This is a genomic window from Thalassobacillus pellis, from assembly GCF_016908295.1.
GTDB lineage: Bacteria > Bacillota > Bacilli > Bacillales > Halobacillaceae > Thalassobacillus > Thalassobacillus pellis.
Map to the genome: position 1 here is coordinate 130,408 of NZ_JAFBDO010000008.1, position 17,319 is coordinate 147,726.

14 protein-coding genes, 15 tRNA genes and 2 rRNA genes are annotated in these 17,319 nt (G+C 39.0%); 5 read left to right on the top strand and 26 right to left on the bottom strand.

The features are described 5' to 3' along the window. Positions 1-28 precede the first annotated feature (28 nt). The 4 genes from yunB to JOC33_RS18705 all read right to left on the bottom strand — a co-directional run bounded on the left by yunB (position 29) and on the right by JOC33_RS18705 (position 3,655). Positions 29-820 carry a sporulation protein YunB gene (gene yunB / locus JOC33_RS18690; protein WP_205094080.1) on the bottom strand — a complete coding sequence of 264 codons (792 nt, stop codon included), beginning with the start codon at positions 818-820 and terminating at the stop codon, positions 29-31. A gap of 217 nt (positions 821-1,037) precedes the next feature. Beyond that, the gene (locus JOC33_RS18695) at positions 1,038-1,349 is read right to left on the bottom strand and encodes a DUF1805 domain-containing protein (protein WP_205094125.1); all 312 of its coding nucleotides are present in this window, start codon (positions 1,347-1,349) and stop codon (positions 1,038-1,040) included. A gap of 59 nt (positions 1,350-1,408) precedes the next feature. After that, a complete protein-coding gene (locus tag JOC33_RS18700) occupies positions 1,409-2,797 on the bottom strand; it encodes a bifunctional metallophosphatase/5'-nucleotidase (protein WP_205094081.1) in 1,389 nt (462 codons plus the stop codon). 12 nt (positions 2,798-2,809) lie between these two features. Next, a complete protein-coding gene (locus JOC33_RS18705; RefSeq protein WP_239534307.1) occupies positions 2,810-3,655 on the bottom strand; it encodes a sulfite exporter TauE/SafE family protein in 846 nt (281 codons plus the stop codon). 304 nt (positions 3,656-3,959) lie between these two features. Here JOC33_RS18705 and JOC33_RS18710 point away from each other — a divergent pair, with 304 nt between their 5' ends. Together JOC33_RS18710 and JOC33_RS20755 are read left to right on the top strand one after the other, a co-directional pair. Next, positions 3,960-5,441, top strand: a complete 1,482-nt coding sequence (locus JOC33_RS18710; RefSeq protein WP_205094083.1) for a spore germination protein — start codon at positions 3,960-3,962, stop codon at positions 5,439-5,441. A 13-nt stretch (positions 5,442-5,454) separates the two neighbouring features. Next, positions 5,455-5,712, top strand: a complete 258-nt coding sequence (locus JOC33_RS20755; protein ID WP_205094085.1) for a GerAB/ArcD/ProY family transporter — start codon at positions 5,455-5,457, stop codon at positions 5,710-5,712. On the opposite strand, the gene JOC33_RS18720 is transcribed toward JOC33_RS20755, so the two are convergent. Both JOC33_RS18720 and JOC33_RS18725 read right to left on the bottom strand, forming a co-directional pair. Further along, the gene (locus JOC33_RS18720) at positions 5,618-6,994 is read right to left on the bottom strand and encodes a toll/interleukin-1 receptor domain-containing protein (RefSeq protein WP_205094087.1); all 1,377 of its coding nucleotides are present in this window, start codon (positions 6,992-6,994) and stop codon (positions 5,618-5,620) included. The two genes, JOC33_RS20755 and JOC33_RS18720, sit on opposite strands and share 95 nt — an antisense overlap. Positions 6,995-7,042: 48 nt before the next feature. After that, a complete protein-coding gene (locus JOC33_RS18725; RefSeq protein WP_205094093.1) occupies positions 7,043-8,050 on the bottom strand; it encodes an HNH endonuclease in 1,008 nt (335 codons plus the stop codon). A 392-nt stretch (positions 8,051-8,442) separates the two neighbouring features. On the opposite strand from JOC33_RS18725, the gene JOC33_RS18730 reads away from it, so the two are divergent. The 3 genes from JOC33_RS18730 (at position 8,443) to JOC33_RS18740 (ending at position 11,024) form a co-directional block, all read left to right on the top strand. Beyond that, entirely contained in the window at positions 8,443-9,657 is a 1,215-nt protein-coding gene (locus JOC33_RS18730; protein ID WP_205094095.1) for a hypothetical protein, read from the top strand. Positions 9,658-9,989: 332 nt separating this feature from the next. Then, positions 9,990-10,229 (top strand): hypothetical protein, encoded by a 240-nt coding sequence (locus JOC33_RS18735; protein WP_205094097.1) that lies wholly within the window; start codon positions 9,990-9,992, stop codon positions 10,227-10,229. A gap of 75 nt (positions 10,230-10,304) precedes the next feature. Next, the gene (locus JOC33_RS18740; protein WP_205094098.1) at positions 10,305-11,024 is read left to right on the top strand and encodes a hypothetical protein; all 720 of its coding nucleotides are present in this window, start codon (positions 10,305-10,307) and stop codon (positions 11,022-11,024) included. Between the two features lie 116 nt (positions 11,025-11,140). Here JOC33_RS18740 and JOC33_RS18745 read toward each other — a convergent pair whose 3' ends face one another. The 20 genes from JOC33_RS18745 to JOC33_RS18840 form a co-directional block, all read right to left on the bottom strand. Then, complete coding sequence (locus JOC33_RS18745) at positions 11,141-13,171, bottom strand: hypothetical protein (protein WP_205094100.1); 2,031 nt, start codon at positions 13,169-13,171, stop codon at positions 11,141-11,143. A gap of 153 nt (positions 13,172-13,324) precedes the next feature. Continuing rightward, positions 13,325-14,071 carry a helix-turn-helix domain-containing protein gene (locus JOC33_RS18750; RefSeq protein ID WP_205094102.1) on the bottom strand — a complete coding sequence of 249 codons (747 nt, stop codon included), beginning with the start codon at positions 14,069-14,071 and terminating at the stop codon, positions 13,325-13,327. A 159-nt stretch (positions 14,072-14,230) separates the two neighbouring features. Continuing rightward, entirely contained in the window at positions 14,231-15,193 is a 963-nt protein-coding gene (locus JOC33_RS18755; RefSeq protein ID WP_205094103.1) for a tyrosine-type recombinase/integrase, read from the bottom strand. 159 nt (positions 15,194-15,352) lie between these two features. Continuing rightward, positions 15,353-15,434 (bottom strand) — tRNA-Leu (locus JOC33_RS18760). Positions 15,435-15,445: 11 nt separating this feature from the next. Continuing rightward, a tRNA-Cys gene (locus JOC33_RS18765) sits at positions 15,446-15,519 on the bottom strand. Between the two features lie 27 nt (positions 15,520-15,546). Then, positions 15,547-15,621 (bottom strand) — tRNA-Gly (locus JOC33_RS18770). Between the two features lie 7 nt (positions 15,622-15,628). Further along, positions 15,629-15,703 (bottom strand) — tRNA-Gln (locus JOC33_RS18775). A gap of 14 nt (positions 15,704-15,717) precedes the next feature. Next, positions 15,718-15,793 (bottom strand) — tRNA-His (locus JOC33_RS18780). Positions 15,794-15,805: 12 nt separating this feature from the next. After that, positions 15,806-15,879: transfer RNA gene (locus JOC33_RS18785), tRNA-Trp, on the bottom strand. Positions 15,880-15,918: 39 nt separating this feature from the next. After that, positions 15,919-16,004, bottom strand: a tRNA-Tyr gene (locus JOC33_RS18790). A 106-nt stretch (positions 16,005-16,110) separates the two neighbouring features. Next, positions 16,111-16,186 (bottom strand) — tRNA-Thr (locus JOC33_RS18795). A gap of 28 nt (positions 16,187-16,214) precedes the next feature. Beyond that, a tRNA-Phe gene (locus JOC33_RS18800) sits at positions 16,215-16,290 on the bottom strand. A 42-nt stretch (positions 16,291-16,332) separates the two neighbouring features. After that, positions 16,333-16,409: transfer RNA gene (locus tag JOC33_RS18805), tRNA-Asp, on the bottom strand. Between the two features lie 64 nt (positions 16,410-16,473). Next, positions 16,474-16,550: transfer RNA gene (locus tag JOC33_RS18810), tRNA-Met, on the bottom strand. Positions 16,551-16,611: 61 nt separating this feature from the next. After that, positions 16,612-16,687 (bottom strand) — tRNA-Val (locus tag JOC33_RS18815). A gap of 19 nt (positions 16,688-16,706) precedes the next feature. Further along, positions 16,707-16,781: transfer RNA gene (locus JOC33_RS18820), tRNA-Glu, on the bottom strand. An 8-nt stretch (positions 16,782-16,789) separates the two neighbouring features. Beyond that, positions 16,790-16,882, bottom strand: a tRNA-Ser gene (locus tag JOC33_RS18825). Between the two features lies 1 nt (position 16,883). After that, positions 16,884-16,958, bottom strand: a tRNA-Asn gene (locus tag JOC33_RS18830). A gap of 22 nt (positions 16,959-16,980) precedes the next feature. Further along, positions 16,981-17,094: ribosomal RNA gene (rrf, locus tag JOC33_RS18835) — 5S ribosomal RNA — on the bottom strand. Positions 17,095-17,228: 134 nt separating this feature from the next. Then, positions 17,229-17,319: ribosomal RNA gene (locus JOC33_RS18840) — 23S ribosomal RNA — on the bottom strand; the annotation flags it as partial.

Sequence of the window (17,319 nt, forward strand, 5' to 3'; positions counted from 1 at the left end):
CCATAAGTATTCTATCAGTATTATTATATCATGGCAAGGGGTCGACATGGAATCCGTCCATTGGCAAGGAAAACGATGGTGATTTCTCATTGCCGCCAGCGCCATAAAAATCTGGAACCTCACCTAAAATCGTCTGCTGTGCTACAGGAATATCTGCTGTAACTACTGTAGTGCGCGTTGAAAATGGAATAACAATCCTTACGTCAACTTCTATATGTATCATAAGTTCAAAAAATGCTGCATTTATTCCATACTCAGTAATTTTACTTTCCACATTGGATTGTACATAACCTATTACTTGAAACTGGACGGGAACTTTAGGTCCAAGGTTGGCTAAAATTACGTTGTTTGTCGCTTGCCCAATCGGAATCTCAATTAATAAGGGAGATTCCTTTTTCTCCTTCATGCTTTCATCCATCTCCCCTTCTAAAGGAACATCAAGGGGAGTAGCCGGATCAGGAGCTTCCCCGCGCTCCATCTGCTTTAAATAGTTCTGAACCCGATAAGTAGTATTCCTGAGTACTCGGTTGACCACGGTGGAATTCCAGCCCATAGAAACTATGTTACCATTATCATCTTTTTCCATCTGGACGAGGTCTTCAAAGTTTAAATCGTCAGCAATACGTTTGCTAACGGCTTCCAGGATAGCATCACGTCCAATTTGCTGCGTTTTACTTTCTGCAATTTCAATTAATGTAGGGGTGATGCCTTTATTGATGATCCATAAACTTAAAAATGTTGAGAAAATAAAAAAGATGAACGTTACTACGAAGATTTTGCCCATAGATGGAGGCGCGCCGTTATTGGAATTTTTCCTCATATAAATACCCCCTCGCTACATCTTATGTACTCGGGGGATAAATTAGTATAAGCTACTCTGTAACTGAAGAAAAGCCGCTGACAAGCCAGCGACTTTATTAGATGATGAGTGTTTCCAGTGTATTTTAAAAATGAGCTTAATAAGTCAAAGCTTTCCACTGCTTTCTTTCGCTCAATTCATGCTATTTATTTCGTCCCAATGATTCTATAAAGCGGGCTCAGGATACATCAATCAGCTTTAACATGGCTTCCCGGCCAATAATGCCCGGATACCATCCTTTTTCTTTACTGGCATCCGTCACTTTTTCTAATGGCGCTGTAAGCAACTGATCAATGGTTTTGACGCCAACTGCCCGCCCTGCGATAACTTTTCGGTCAGCTAACTTCTCACTAAGCAGATCAACATCAAGAGCGCCGCACATGATATAGCCTGCCTCATTTGTAACAATCAGCAGGTTTGTTTTTGGGAGCGCGACCGTTATCGCGGTAAAAGGGTGTTCTTCAATAAATATTGGATTAACAGTTATAATGGTCTCCACATCCTTTTTACATTAATTTATGAATGCAGAGACAGGGGCGTGCATACAGCTCAGGTTCTTTTTAACGTTTCCACAAGTAAATCTCTGAGTAGTTCCGGCATATAGTATTTCTTCTTTTTTGAATAAGCTATCTCTGGGAGTAGCCTGCCAAATGTGAATGTGTCGGCGGTTGCCACTTGGTAAGTTTTATCTGCCTCCAGTGGGTTTCCTTGATATAAAACTGATTTCACACGTTCCGTTCCTGACTGGTCCACTGTTGTAACTATATCCAGACCAGTATAAACCATTCGTCCGATGACTTCTCCGCGGAAACCGAAACCCTTGAGCTTAATTTCTGTAAATTCTTTTGTATAAGAAGCACGAATGACTTCGAGGAGTTCATCACCGGTCAATTCAACTTTACAAGGATTCATGGGATGAGGGCAGATCCGGTGTACATCGGCATAGCAAACCTCTCCTTCTTTCAGGCTGTCGAGCAATACTCCAGCATTGAGCATTGCTATTTCCGCATTTGTCCAATCCTGTAAGGTTTGCACCAGTTCTTTCATTAGTTGGGACTCCTGAAACCATCCAATCTGTTGCTCATGCTCCAGATAAGTAATTTTCTCCTGCAAATACTTTTGTGCTTCATAATCGATTCCCTTAATAGATTGTGCGGTGTCCAGATCCTTTGCCATATTCTCTGTAGGGATAGCGTAAGCTTCTTTTTTTGTTAACCGATTTTCTGTATGGTCCCACTCTAAGAACACCTCGCCTAAATGTGTCCCGTATTTCCCTGCCGCTGTAAGAAGAGTATTGTTGATATACTCCCCATGACGGAACAGGTGATGGGTGTGCCCTCCAATGATTACATCAATTCCCTTAAAACGGCGGGCTATTTCCTCATCATCATTAATTCCTAAATGAGAAAGCAAAACTATGACATCAGTTTTGTTTTTCAATTTTGGTAATTCACGTTCAAGGGTGTCAAAGGGTGATTCAACTTCCCAGCCAAGCAGACTATAGAACGCCTGGAAAGGAGCTGTCAACCCTATAAGACCAATTTTTACACCGTGAACGGTTTTGACAACTTTTGAAGACTGAAGCCAGGAGGGCTGAGGTTCTTTTTCAAAGGCTAAATTTGCACATAACACATCAAAAGCAGCTTCATCATAAAGCTCAAAAAGCCCCTCCCGGGAAAGTGTAATGCCTTCATTATTTCCCAGGTTAGCAAAGTGGTAACCTGCTTCATTCAGCAATTGAACATTACCTTTGCCCATCAGCCCCTCCGTCAGTGGATGGAATCTGTCTACATGATCCCCATTATCTACTACCCAATAGCTCTGGCCATTCTTTTCCCTTTTTGTCTTTTCCTGCTTGAAATATCCCACTATTTGCGGCCAGTTTTCAAAGTGACTGTGAAGGTCATTTGTATAGTAAAAGAATATTTTTTCTTTCATCTTCAAAACTCCTTATCCTAACCCTTGCCAAATCAATCTAAATGCTATTAAAAATAATAACCCACGCAGTACCCATTCCACATATTTCCCTTTTAAATGCCTATTGACCCTAGCGCCAAGCGTACCGCCAATATAGGCCCCGGGAATGAAAGCAAGTGTATAGAGCCAATCGACATGTCCAAGATATATATGCGTAATAGAACTGGATATACTCATAAAAAATATCATAAACATAGAGGTCGCTGTTGCAATATGGGCAGGGAATCCAAATAACAGGATCATTGCAGGAACCATCAAGGATCCGCCCCCAATACCGAACAATCCAGACATCATTCCCACACTGAAAGCAAGCAGACATCCAATGACTACCGAGTAAGAGTAATTATAAGTGTGACCATCTATTTCCATACTTCTATGAAAACCTTTTGCAGCCATATTGTTGGCAGCCCTTTTTTTCCTGGGGATAAAAAACATCATAGATACCAGTAACATTAGTATGCCAAAAAGAATGGAGAAACGCTCTGTACCCAAAAATTGAACAAGATAGGAACCTACAATACTCCCAGGTATACTTCCCAGTAAAAAAATACCGCCACTTTTAAAGTCCACTCTCCTGCTTTTCATATAAGAAATAGCTGAGGATAACCCGGTAAATATCATGACTACAAGTGAGATACCCACGATTTTTTGAGGGGTCGCCCAGCTGAAAGCATCTGATATCTGATACAGGAAAAGTAAAGATGGAACGAGGATGACCCCTCCTCCCAGCCCGGCAATGCTTCCGAGAAAAGCTGTCACTAATCCTATGACAGCTGAAATAATCAACACAAAAACCATAACATCACTTCCATCTGACATAACTTCTAACCTTTATCTTAACACCAAATGTCTGTGACAAGGAATGAAATCCATTAAAAAACCGCGACGATGAAAGTACATCGAAGCGGGATAAATACGTTCCCATACCAGTAGGTTGGGCCTTCCGTTCCAAATTTAACTAATTTACACTCTCAACATTGTCAGCCTTTTTAAGCAGGTTGATTTATCAAGGTTTGGTTTAATATAAGGATAATTGCTCTTCCGAAGCCTTTTATAGAGTGTATAAACAGAAGTATCGCAAGGAAGAATAAGAGGTAATTATGGTTTAGAGGTTGATAAGAATATGAAAAGAAAAGGAAGAAGCAACAGCAAAACCAGCAATATTCTACCCGGGTTGGAATCCCTAATGGATTCTTCTGATTTTATCCATTATAAAAACAACGGAACCTCAGGCGGTTTTTTTGTCAATTATCATAAGAGTTTGGTTGATGTCACTATTCTCCATCGTGACATACTCCCCTATATATATTACAGCAACACTACAAATATAGATGAAATCAAAAATTCCATACCAGTCGAAGTGGTTATGGAAACCTCAGATGTCTCGTTCATAATAGATAAGATATTTCGAGGGTTTATTTATATTCAATTTGAAAATAATTTAGGTACGGGTTTACTTATACGTGCAGAATTACACTCTACAAGACAAATAGCGCCACCGGAAGTCGAATTTAGTGTAATCGGGCCGAAAGAGTCCTTCATTGAATCGTATGAAATGAACTTAAATTTGATTCGAAGTAGATTACCCGATCCTAGATTAAAATTAAAACAATTTAAAATTGGCTCCCTTTCAAAAACTAAAGTTGGCTTGTTATATATAGAAGGGTTGACCAACCAACAAAATGTAGCCTTAGTCGAACATAAACTGTCAAGTATCGAAGTAGACACATTAAATGATATTTCCAACATAGAGGAATTAATCAGCGACCACAGTTTTTCTCCATTTCCGCAGCTAATTGACACGGAACGCCCGGATCGTACATGTGCGGGATTAGCTGAAGGGAAAATAGCTATCGTTATGGATCGCTCACCTCATGTATTGTTAGGACCTACCAGTTTAATCGAGTTTTTTTCTGCTTTTGAAGATTATTATATCCATTGGATATTGGCTTCGATGTTTAGGCTGATAAGAATCATTGCAGTTACCTTGTCCATCATCGCTACTCCCGTTTATGTGGCGGTTTTGACCTACCATCATGAGGTGCTGCCCCAGGACTTGATTGGAACATTGATTACCTCAAGAAGAAATGTCCCCTTTCCACCGATTATCGAAGCTTTAATATTAGAATTAACCATTGAGCTCTTACGCGAAGCTGGAGCCCGACTTCCGACCAAAATCGGGCAAACTATCGGTATCGTAGGTGGTATCGTTATTGGAACAGCAGCCGTACAGGCCGGGCTAACGAGCAATATTCTTTTAATCATTGTAGCCTTAAGTGCCCTTGGGTCCTTTACGACCCCTATCTACAATATCGGTAATACGATTCGGCTTATTCGTTTTCCCATACTGCTCTTTTCAGGCTTATTCGGATTACTGGGGGTTGTGCTAAGTATTCTATATATTTTATCCCATTTGATCCAATTAACATCGTTAGGGCGTCCTTATCTTGAACCCATTTATCCATTCAGACCAGGTGACTTTCGGGACGCTGTCTTACGTTTAACGTTAAATAAACGGAACAGACGTCCTATCTATTTGCGGACGCAGCAACCTATTCGTTTTCCTGAACAGAAAAAGAAAAAACGGAAGGATATTTATGAATAAAGGAGACTAAAAAATGAAAGGTACTTATAGCATTCCGGAAAGTTCCAAAGTATCGCCCTTTTTTGTCTTCTTTATCATTCAATCCCTTCAAATTGGTGTAGGGGTTTTAGGCTTTCAAAAATACCTGGTACAAGGGATGGGCTATAATTCCTGGATTGCGGTAATAATTGCAGGTATCATAATACATGTGTATCTATGGCTCTCTTATGGCATTTTGAAGCGTTCAGACAACGATATTTTCTATTTAAATCACTCCAAAAATGTCGCTTAGATTCTAGTTTTTTTAAAACCTCTATAACACTATATACACCATAGACGTAGAGATTAGGGAACCATTGGTATGGAGAAGCATCATCCTCCCGCATGTCAGAAAGGTAATACAATAGTACGTCTGCATTCGATAAGTCTACTTTTGAATACCTTTTATGTGTAGCCCGTTTAACAATTTTTTCTGCCATGTAATTTATATAGCCCCGACTTAGTTTAGGGTTAATTATTTCTTCTAAAGATGTTAAGTGACAACGGAAAATCTCAAAACCAGATCCGATCTTCTTATTTCTAGTCGAATCTCTATATAAAAAGTAACGCCCATATATTAGTCCATGAAGAAGATGAAACTGTTCTTTCTTAATTAAAATTGCTGTTGTATAAAGAAATAGTTCTCTTATGAAAAATTTATAGTGGTCAAATTGAAATTCAGCATAACGATCAGAACCAGTTTTTATGCTTATTTGTTTATTATGCATGTCTTCAAAGAATTCTATCAGATAATCAATTGTAACTATTCCGTAGTTTAATGTGCTTTCCAATAGTTCAATAAAAGCATCTCTCACCAACAACATATCATCTATTTTACCTTCGACTTCTCTAGACATTTTTTCATTACTCTTTGTAGAGAACTCTTTGAATTCATCGAATGTATTTATGAATTTTTCTTTAAACTCATTTAGCTTTCCCTCAGCAGCTCTGGGCTTATCTCTTTCTAAATCAGCAATTATTTGTTTCGCCAAAAACTTTAGTTTGTAGTCATTCGTCTCTTGATCCTCAAATAGAAAAGCGGGAGCAGTGCCTTTACTCGGCTTTCTATATTGTGGTCTTTTATAAATGGTCCTAAGTAAGTCTTCATAATTCTCTATGTACAATTGTTCGGATGAAAAATCTATGTACTTTCTCCCTTCGATATAGGTTGGAACGAAATGATTACCCACTTCATCTCTTTCGATTATTACTGGAAGAAATTTCTCTTGTCTTGCTTCTCCGTAAATTTTCGGTGTAAGAATTTGAGTCTCCGTCCCCACTCCCCCTGTTCTACCGTCTGCCTTGGTTTGGTACGCTTTATCACAAAGAACTAACACGTTGTTGACACTCGCATCCGTCACCATACTTTCCATAAACTGAAAAGTGTCATGCCCTTCTTTTAATTCCCATTGGTCTAAAACAACTTCTACTCCATCACTTAATAGTTTAGTAGCTAATTCATCCCTAACCCAGTCAACCAATTCTGGACTAGTCCAACTGTAGGAAATAAACACCTTTACGTTTTTTTCACTCATGTTTCCATCCCACCTTTAATATTTGTTAATGGACCATAATACAGGAAATTAATAGTATGTTAATAGCTCTTCTATTGAAGTCATAATACCTGCATTTTTCAAACGGGCTTTTCTTTCTTTATATAAATCTTCTATCATCTCCCTCTTTTCAACCAACCTAGCGTGGTGTATTTTACGATGGCAGTTCGGACACAAAGCAATTATATTCGCTTTAACATCCACGGAATAAGAATAGTTTTTCTGTTGAGATAGAGGAACTAAGTGATGGGCCTCAACAAAATGAGTCATTGTTGTTTTATTCAGGAATGTTTCATGCAATGGATCAACTTCGCACTGAAAACCTCCGTCAATCAAGGCTCTTAACGCTTCCCCTGCATCTCTTGAATAGTTGCCTGTCCTTGAGTGATAAGTGGAAACCTCATGTAATTCCTTAGGGACGTCTTCAGACGGCGGGTTAGGAGTAGCTTTTTCGATTTCCCTTTGATATTTCACATCATCTTCGACCTCTTCAGAAATAATCTGGCTATACGCCTCTTCAGAAACTTCCTTTCCAGTTATCGAGCGAATAGCTGCTTCTACAGATCCGTATTGGCTCTCAGCATTGGTTATCCTTCTTTTAGATATCATATTAAAGCTACGAGGAGCCGAGGTGTATCCGATAACTGGGTTGAAATCATCACAACTCATACTTATTCTTTCAACGTCCCCAAGGAAGTAAATAAACTCAAAAACTCCACTTTCTTCAGTCCATATGGCTTTGCCTAAATCTCTGTTCCTAGTCTTAAATAATACTGTGCCGATGAACGTGTATGTATTATCTGCGAAGAGCAGCACTTTGTCACCAGGCTTCATTTTCATCCATTTCCATTCGTTTCGTTTGGTGTCTCTGTTAGCGGTCCCCCAGATATTCACTCTCTCACTGTACCCGTGTTGTGATAACCTATTAATTTCGTCACCATCTAAAAGGTGCTCTATATCTTCAATTCGCACCATATTGGAAATTGACTTCTCTATTTTCTTATACTCATTACCGATTGGCACAGTAAACCAATTCATCTAATTTTGTCTCCTTTTCGCAAACAATATGACAATTCTTGTATTATGAATGATATCACAAAACTGGAAATTATTAATATTTTCACACCCTTAAACAGCCGGTTGAAATACGGTTATTTTATCGAATATTTACTATCGCTTTACGCTCTAGTACTTCACTGTCGTTCGTAGTCTATTTTTAATTCTATATCATTTCTCTCTAAGGAATTTCGTTAAAAAAGGCTCTATGACGGTCTTCAATGCGATGTACTAGCACATTAAAAGTGCTAAATATTTAAGTTCAGTAGCGATCTCTCTAAAGAAATTCACCCGTTTATGTACCGTTTTTCACTCTACTCGTGCTTACTACGTTGCAAGGGCAGCAAGCCCAACAACGAAAGGAGTCGAGGAGTATGCGAGAACAAGAAACGGAAATCACAGTAGTAGATTCGATAATGGGATCGGGGAAAACGTCGTGGGCGTTACAATACATCAATGAAAGTAACGAGGATATGCGATTCATTTATATTACCCCGTACCTGAACGAAGTGGAACGTGTAAGAAAAACGGTCAATAATCGTACATTCCACACGCCTAATAACGCTAATTACGAAGGTCGAAAACTTCGAAGCTTAAAGGAATTAGTCGTATCTGGTCACGATATTTGTGCGACACACTCTCTTTTTCAAACGGCTGATGACGAATTATTAGAGTTACTAATCGATGCGGGTTATACGCTGATTTTAGACGAGGTTATGAACGTTATAGAAAAGGCACCTCTTTCGCAATCAGATATAAAAACCCTGAATAAAGGAGAAAACATCGTTACTGAGGGGAACTCTGTGAAATGGATTAACGAAGAGTACAACGATGGCCGTTTTAGCGACATTAAACGATTAGCCAAAGCTGGGAACCTCTTGGTACATCGAGAAAAGTTTTTCTTATGGGCGTTGCCTGCGAAGATATTCGAAGCCTTCGATGATGTATTTGTTCTTACCTACCTTTTTGACGCTCAGATTCAACGTTATTATTACGACCTTCACGGAATTAGTTACCGATATAAGTCCGTCACCAAAAACGACGGTAGCTATCAACTGAAAGGCCACGACAGCAAAGACGAAAATAGAACGGAATTAATGAAGCTAATCGACCTTTACGAGGGACCGTTGAATGAGGTAGGTAAACGGCCAAATGCGTTTAGTGCTACATGGCTTCGAAATACAAATACGATCAAGCGAGAACGTATTAAGAAAGATCTGTATAACTACTTAAGAAATCAACGCAATGCTAAAAGCCACGAAATTCTATGGACAACTATTAAAGATGTTAAAGACAAGGTTAAAGGACGTGGATATGCGAAATCTTTTGCATCATGCAACCTTCGTGCAACTAACGAATACCAAGATCGCCATGCTTTAGCGTTTTTATATAACCGTTATTTAAACCCTTTAGAACAAGCATTCTTCCAAGACAACGGAGTAAGAATTAATCAAGAACTTCTAGCAGTTTCAGATCTAATCCAATGGGTATGGAGGTCACGAATAAGAAATAATGAACCGATCTCATTGTTTTTACCTTCGAGTAGGATGCGTAAGTTACTCAAAAAATGGGCAGCTTATGAAATTTAGTATCTAATACAAATTCAATTCCTACAGTCCTCTATTATAGTAGAGGGGGGGATATGTCACTTCTTAACACGATAATCTCTTTTTTAGAGTTCGCTTATTAGCGTTCTCTTTTTTTATTTTTTCTTAAATTATGTACTGTTTTTAACCAGTAGAGTGCTTACTTAGGTGAGAGGGAGTTACAAAATATTTAATTATGAAAGGATGTGAATGACCTCCTTTCCTTTCGTTCAGTCTCAGGCCTTTCTAAACTCCCTCCCTACTAAAATAGATTATTTAAATTAAACGGTTTTTTTCATATAGAGATTCCGTATATAACCTGTAAGGAGGTAAGCATGAGAAATAAAGCATGTAATTTAGGATCAATACCTAACAACTGTCGTAAGGCCTATTCACAAGAAATACGCAATATGAGTGAAAAGCTTAAAGAAGAAGCTGCTGACCTAGCAGTAAACAACTGTGCGTCTTATGTAGATGGAGAGTGTGTTATTAAAGGAGGTCTTTGCAAATACGAAACAGAGCTTCCTATAGGGGCAACATGGAAACATCAGTACTCCCTCAAGACAAAGATCTAGAGCAACGTTATAAGGCAGCTATACCTATTACCGGTAAGTTAGCAACTTAAAATTTTAATAAAGGAGAGTTCAATTATGAAAATAGACAAGCTTAAGCAATCAGTAAATAAAGTACAAACTATCCGAGGTGAAACAGCCAAACTAAGTCGAGAGTTACTCGAGGAATTTCAAGATAAGAGATCAGTAATAAGCTATGATAGAGACTTAAGCCACACCGGGAAAACGAAGAAAATAAATGAGCTACAAACATTCTATGAAAAGAAGGTACTAAAATTAGCTCTAAAACTTCAAAATCAAGAAAAAGAAGTCTTAACTAATGCGAGGAATGAAGCTGAAAGAATCTTAACGGAAAAACTCCCTTCAGTCGATAAACAAAAGCGAGAACTTTTCGTTCAAAATGTCGACGAGTTAAAAGGCAAGGCACTATTTGCTACTAGCGTAGATACAGCTACTAAAGCTTTACAAGAGATAGTCGATACAGCTGATGAACCTGCATTGGCGTACGAAGTAAAGTCAGACGTAATGGAAATATCTAAGCATTTACTAGAACACGGTAATTCCAGTGATGGTAAATCATTGCGTTTAACACTCAGCCAGATATATCAGGAAGTAAACGAAGCTGCACTCCCGGACGGTACGAATGAAGCCAGAGAGGCTATCGAATTTATAAATCAACTATCACACACACCAATGTTCTCCGGATTAGAAAAGCGGGCGTTCAAGGAAATTAGTCCGTTGGCAAACCATTATATTAATAATGCGGAAAGCTACTTTAAAAAGTATAGTGAGGAGTAATTATCACCTCCTATTTTATGAGGAGACGGGATCTCACCGTCTTCCTCTTTTCACCATAGTATATAAGTAACCTACATTTATAGGAGATTACATAATTTAGAATAGTTGTTATTATTTCAATCTCTACAGGCTTTTAAATAAAAACCAAATGTTTGTTCTGCATCAGTTAATGAGCCTATAGCATAATACCCCTCTTTAGTAGAACCAATACAACCAATCAAAGGAGAAGAAAGAAAGTCTAACATTTGTTCTATTTCTTCTAAGGTTGGAGAAGAAGTAAAGTGCAAATGATTTTTTAATAGCAAGTAAATCTCCCTAGGCTGCATGATGCCTTCAGTAAGTGGGTCTTCACTCTCCTCTGATAGACATCTCATGAGGGCTCTAAGTAGATCTCCGTCCCTAACAACCTTACTCCTGTTATCTTCTAAAACTTTTGTATCAACAATGCCTTTTTGGTTAAATATCTTTTTATATGAGTCAGATTTTAAAGGTACTTCGAGGTGCATTTTAATTAGGGATTCTAACTCTTCAATGTTTAAAAGTGCTACATTGTGCTTAGTTGCCCTGTTTATTAATCTTTCTCCTTGAAATTCACGTCCTACGACTAATGAAAAATCGGCATTGTGCTTCTTTCTGTGATCGACTAGTGTATCAAAATTTATATGGCTTTCAGAAATCGCACCACTATAAGTGGTTTTTGCATCTACTGCAACTATATAAGCAAATTTAGGTGAAGTTGGTGCTTGAAGAAGAATATCAGTCTTGCCAGAACCACCTAGCCACTCTGCCTTAAAACCTAACAAGGTAAATGCATTTTTTAATGCTTCTTCAAAACGATCGGGATTGGAAGAATCTCTAGAAGACATACGAATTTCATTTAAAAGTGCTTCTATTCCAGTAGGATTTTTAATTTCATTTTCTGTGCTTTGTTGTTGTATACTTCTATCTTCAGTTGAAACAATATATGGTTTAAGGTTCTCATAAAAGTTTTCCCCTCTTTTAGTTAAACAATATAAATTCACACCAGTTTCCTGAATAAGTTTTGCGTTTTTTAGAATATGAAGCCTTTTATTAACCTCTGAAGATTTCTCACTAGGGAAACCGTGAGAAACCTTACCAATTACAGCTAACTGTTTTACACTTAAGTCTTCTTTTTTTAGTTCTTCTAGGATCTCAAAGGTAAAGTTGAATTTATGATTTATACAACAGGCAAAGTCTAATTCAAAATTATCAGAAGGAAACTTTCTTCCTAGGTCACTTGTTTGGAATAAAGTTTTCGTCTTTCTCTCAACAAAATCCAAATTTACCAGACTCGAAATAAATGCCCTAGTTGAAGATTCAGATATACCAAATGTAGAAGATGAGTATTCAATTACCGTAGATATATCAGTAGGATTATTCATCATAAGTAAATAATCCAAAATTGTATTATGGACCGTTTGAAAGCTACCTGGGAAATAACCTATCCCTGTTTTTCTTTTACCCGCATCCTTCTCTATCTCTTTACACATATCCCACGCCCATGGTGAGATAGGCACCTCTGTTTCATTTATTGTAGGATCAGTAAAAGTTTCAAGATCCTCAGGTTTATGATAACTCACTGTTGAAATAAAGCCTTCACCTAGATCAGTAAGAAAATAGTTACCTGAAAAGTCCTCATAATTAATTAAATTTAGATCCTTTAACCACTTAAGTCTACTAAGAACTTCATTTTTACTTTTCCAATTCAACCTATACTCATTAGTCGCAACTTGTAAAATATCTCTTATTTTTTTTGGCTCATCTTTAATAAGAGCAAGAATCTCAGCGAAAAACTTTATGTTCCCGTTCAAAAAAGCCGCCAAATATAAGTCATCCTGTGTTTCCAGCCATTTCTCAGCCTCTTTAGAGATTATCCACCCTGAGGGTTCCTTTATTAAGAAGCCTGAGGGGCGTAACCTTATATATAAATCCTCTAAGGAGACTTTACGCTTACTACCTGATATTTTCGCTAAAGTATTAAGAGGAGTATTATTTTTTAAAGCAGTCAGGATATACTTTAAAGATTCTTGGTAACCTACATCCCCTCTAGGTATATTTGGCATTGCGAAAACCTTAGTATCCCAGCTCCGTGATGCAGGGTATTCAGAAATACTTATTGATGTCATATGGTATTAACCTCCGTGAAACACTTATATTAATAAGTCAATTTTACCACTCTTCACTTGTTGATTACATATAACATCAGTAGCATTCTTTATAGGGAAGTATATAAACTAAATATAAAAAATAAGAATCATTATATACTTTCGGATTATTTTCTAGTACATTTCGGCAATTGAAAGCCAAATAGCTTTCCTCGTTGCTTTTTGCCATGCTACATATAAATACCCCGACAAATTTCGTACTCCTCCCGCCTTATATTTACGAATAACTCTTAAGAAAGCATCTATGAATAATTGTGAATTATTCTCTATACGTATATGACGATTTACATTCGCCTTAGCACGCAGTAAGATTCCATAAATGCGATATAGTTCGTTTACATTGAAAAACGCAGACAAGGTATTGAAAATTACTGTTGGCATTGTCCCTCTTAAACTTTCAACAGGTATATTCGTATCTTGTATTGTATTATTACGCTTAATAGGATTGGCGGTTTCTTTCTGCTTTTCGTGGGTCACATCGCTTGTCTGCGTTAGGATTTCGTTGTTAGAGCAATGCGACACTTTCGATACGTCATTATGAGGTAATATGCGATAAATGTTCGCACCCTTACCTCCAGATCTAGACCTTACCGTGTTTATTCGTTCTATTACTCCTAAACGTTCAAGAACGTTAATAGATCGCTCTATTGTTCGCTTGGATTTTCGGAGACCATTCGCTATTGTATCGGTTTTAAGATGGCTAGCACCTAGAAACTTCACCGAGTATTGCGAAAGAAACTGCAAAAGTTTTCTTTGGGTCTCATTCATATCATACTTATGTAAATTGGTATGGTGTTTAACGTGATAATTCAGCTCTTGAACACTACTAAACGAGCTATATTCAGCTAAATATATTGTCAATGTTATGTCCTCCAACTCTTGAGGACGCAATAATGAACATATGTTTTTTGCAAGAGTATATTACACACACTTGTCCCTATAACATTTTTTCGATAGACTGGTCTCATAGGCATTGAGGGCGTATATCGAACTTTGGTTCGGTTGCGTCCTTTTTTTTGTTTAATCAATAAAGCGTAAAGGCGAAAAACTACGATGATTGTCACGAACTTCAGTGCTAAACATATTTACATAAGTCCGCACCATTTCCATCGAAGAATGGCCTAATAGCTTTTGGAGGTCGAATATACTTGCCCCCTGTTCGACGCAATATTTAGCAAATGTATGACGAAAAGTATGTGCACTTACACGTACATTATTTATCTTAGCTAGTTCTCCATACTGACGAAGTCTTGTGTATAACTGTCTTCTTGATAGTGGAGTGTCATCAACTGTTATAAATATCCTTCTTGTTTCCACCACACCCCTAAGAGCCAACCAACGATCAAGTGACTTTCTCATTTTTGCAGTAAAGGGTACTAACCTTTGACGATGATTTTTTGTATGACGTATTACTATCATTGAGTCCTCCCAACGAATATCATCAACGTTGAGATTCACACATTCATTAGCTCTTATGCCAGTCTCCAAAAGGAGTAACATGATTGTATAATCCCTGACGCCAGTGAATGTTTTAAAATTCACCTGCTTAAGTAAATGATTTATCTGTGTTTTTGAAAATGTCTCTACAACTTCTCTTCTATTAGAAAGCAGCTGCAACTCACTTACAGGATTCAACTCAATATGCTCGTACTTATACAGATAGTTAAAGAATGCCCTGATTGCACGAAGTCTTGTATTAATTGAAGAAGTCTTTAAACCTTGTTTTATGGAGTATTGTATAAAGTTTTTTTGTATTATCGACTTGGTTATATTGTTTGGAGTGGGATCAATATTTTGCTCTGTCAGAACTTTTTTAAAAGCTTGAAGCTCATTACGATAATAACGTTGAGTGTCTGGTCTTAAATTACGTAAATCGCAATCATCAAGAAAAATATCGAATAAGTTTTCGAAAGGAATCGGCTGAATATTACCGTTAATAAGATCAACCTGTTGCGAGGATAAATAGTTTTGCCGTCTTGCCATTATTAACGCCTCCTACGAAACGTAACCGTTGAAGGGGATCACACACGATTTAACGTATACGACTATTGCGTGGTAATTCAGATGTTTACGCATAGAAAAAACGCTCCCTACCGAAGTAGAGAACGTTGATATCTCGCCCATTAAGGGCTTTTCTTTTAGTACCGGTGGCCGGGGTCGAACCGGCACTCCCGAAGGAACACGATTTTGAGTCGTGCGCGTCTGCCAATTCCGCCACACCGGCATGTGTATAGATGGAGGCGGCAACCGGATTTGAACCGGTGATAAAGGTTTTGCAGACCTCTGCCTTACCACTTGGCTATGCCGCCTTGTGATACCAGACGAAAAATAACAATTGGAGCGAGAGACGGGATTCGAACCCGCGACCCCCACCTTGGCAAGGTGGTGTTCTACCACTGAACTACTCTCGCAAAATCATGGCTGGGCCAGCTGGATTCGAACCAGCGCATGACGGAATCAAAATCCGCTGCCTTACCGCTTGGCTATGGCCCAACACGGAAAAATTATGGGGCGACCGATGGGAATCGAACCCATGAGTGCCGGAGCCACAATCCGGTGCGTTAACCCCTTCGCCACGGCCGCCATAATAATAAATGGCAGGGGTAGTAGGAATCGAACCCACATCGGCGGTTTTGGAGACCGCTGTTCTACCTTTGAACTATACCCCTATATATATTATTTTACTGATAAATTATTCAAGGAAAAAATGGTGGAGGGAGTAGGACTCGAACCTACGAACCCGATGGGAGCGGATTTACAGTCCGCCGCGTTTGGCCAACTTCGCTATCCCTCCATATTATTCAATAAGAAGTATGCATTGGTTCAGTCACCGGTGCACTAAAGTGCTACAATCGTTTTCTAGCTGAGAAGTATGCTCAATGAAGTTAGAAAACTTATAATGGTGCCGGCCAGAGGACTTGAACCCCCAACCTACTGATTACAAGTCAGTTGCTCTACCAATTGAGCTAGACCGGCAGATCAAAAGTGTAAACAGGATTGTAAATGGTGGCTTGGGACGGAATCGAACCGCCGACACACGGATTTTCAGTCCGTTGCTCTACCGACTGAGCTACCAAGCCCGCTTAAGTATGCTAATCATATTATGTATGAAGTTTGAAAAGTGGCGGTCCGGACGGGACTCGAACCCGCGACCTCCTGCGTGACAGGCAGGCATTCTAACCAACTGAACTACCGGACCATTTTAAAATCTATTAAATCAACTTTATTCGACTAACTAGGATTATGCTTTAATTGAAGTAATTTGGTTGCGGGGGCAGGATTTGAACCTGCGACCTTCGGGTTATGAGCCCGACGAGCTACCAGACTGCTCCACCCCGCGATAATGTAAATACGTTCGAATGAACGCTTACGATATTAGTAAAGACTGTTCGTCTGAAAAATGGTGGAGGATGCAGGGTTCGAACCTGCGACCCCTTGCTTGTAAGGCAAGTGCTCTCCCAGCTGAGCTAATCCTCCATTCAATTTTAAAATTAAGTGGTGACCCGTACGGGATTCGAACCCGTGTTACCGCCGTGAAAGGGCGGTGTCTTAACCACTTGACCAACGGGCCAATAATCATGGCGGAGAGCGAGGGATTCGAACCCTCGAGACCGTGGTAACGGTCTACACGAATTCCAATCGTGCTCCTTCGGCCAACTCGGACAGCTCTCCATGGCTCCACCGGTAGGATTCGAACCTACGACCAATCGGTTAACAGCCGATTGCTCTACCACTGAGCTACGGTGGAATAATTTAAATGAGTATTTCAGGCTTGGCGGCTTCCTACTCTCACGGGGATAAACCCGACTACCATCGGCGCTGGAGAGCTTAACTGCTGTGTTCGGCATGGGAACAGGTGTGACCTCTCCGCTATCGCCACCAAACCTTTTCTCAAATTTTAAGGACAAGGTATATTATATGCACCTTTCCAAAAAATTTCAAGAGGTTTTTTGATTTTTTTGTAAACCTTCAAAACTAGATAAGCGGCAGACATTCACGCGACATGCGTCTTTGTTGTATAGGGAAGTCCTCGATCGATTAGTATCCGTCAGCTCCACGTGTCACCACGCTTCCACCTCGGACCTATCTACCTCATCGTCTCTGAGGGA